This is a genomic window from Moorena sp. SIO4A1 (assembly GCF_010672065.1).
GTDB lineage: Bacteria > Cyanobacteriota > Cyanobacteriia > Cyanobacteriales > Coleofasciculaceae > Moorena.
In genome coordinates, this window is record NZ_JAAHHX010000866.1 from 1 (window position 1) to 1,231 (window position 1,231).

Genomic DNA, 1,231 nt, shown 5'->3' on the forward strand with positions numbered 1-1,231 from the left:
TGACCAAAGATTTGAATATACCTTGAAAGTGGGAACCTACAACACCAAAAGTTATCTTCGTTTCATGGACTGGCAAGCACAACGAGCGATGAAACGATTATTTGAGACAGGAAAGCCCACAATAATTATTCACGATCATGCTTCAATCCATCGTGCCAAGCTAGTTAAAACACGTCATCAAATTTGGTCCAAACAAGGACCCACGCATCTTTTTTATTCCTCCTTATTCTCCTGAGATGAATCCCATTGAAGACCAATGGCTACATCTCAAACGACAGGAATTAGGTGGTTATGTTTTTGAAGATGAGTACGATTTAGCAAGAGCGATTATTGAGGGCATCGAAAATCGGGGTCAACAGGGAAATTATACTGTGGAACGTTTGATGTTTAATTAAGTGGAGCTACTTATCACTTGGATAGGGTTGGCGGTGATGATTGGAGATTTGAGGCAAACGACTCATGGATATAGGGTTGAACTCGTCTTCTGTTTCAGATTACAAGTCACTCAGCAAGGCTTCGAGTTAGCTTTAGATTTTCTTTACAAATCAGCTCTTCAACTGACGTGAGTAGTGAAAGTGCATCATTTCATAGTAAGACTTCAGGTCAACGGTTTTAACCTCTCCCACTGTTCAAAACTTTACGTCCCCTGGATTCATCTAATGCACCCATTTATCACACTACTTTTAGGATATAACCAGTTTGAAAACACCCCCTAGGGGGGCGAAACCATACCCAGAATCAGCAACGCCTTTCTCCTTCACATTCGATGGAACCAGTACCCATCATGCAAACAATAGGAAAAACGAATGTATAGGCTGGAATTTCAGATCCACACTTATGAGTATTCGGTTACATAAGTTTTGTCAGTCAACCAGCCGCTTACCTATTGAGGAAAGTCTTTACGCTCCAGAACTTTTGCCCCCGCAAGCAGTATTCTAGCACTGAGGCCAATCAGTATAAAAATACCAATCCATTCCAGATATGGAAGATGGGGAATTTGTTGAAAAAACTCTTCAGCCAGTTGAGTATGAATAGGTTCAATCGCTTGAAAATAATGTTGATAAAGGAAACTATAAACTGCAACTGGTTCAGTTATTAGGAGTAAATAGGCGAGAGATTGGAAACCTATTACCAGTAACAGTGCAAAAATATTACTGGTTAACTCAAATGCGATGGTTCGTTGTCGCAACTCAGGTAAAACCAGGTTATTGTACTCGCTAATAACTGAACA

The 1,231-nt window shown here is 40.3% G+C and carries 1 protein-coding gene and 2 pseudogenes; 2 read left to right on the forward strand and 1 reads right to left on the reverse strand.

Translation table 11 applies throughout. The annotated features are described in order from the left end of the window. Positions 1 to 235, forward strand: a pseudogene (locus tag F6K53_RS43635) (hypothetical protein); the annotation flags it as partial. A gap of 1 nt (position 236) precedes the next feature. After that, positions 237 to 395, forward strand: a complete 159-nt coding sequence (locus F6K53_RS43640) for a hypothetical protein (protein WP_293087017.1) — start codon at positions 237 to 239, stop codon at positions 393 to 395. A 488-nt stretch (positions 396 to 883) separates the two neighbouring features. Here the strand turns inward: F6K53_RS43640 and F6K53_RS43645 are convergent. After that, a pseudogene (locus tag F6K53_RS43645) lies at positions 884 to 1,231 on the reverse strand (AarF/ABC1/UbiB kinase family protein); the annotation flags it as partial.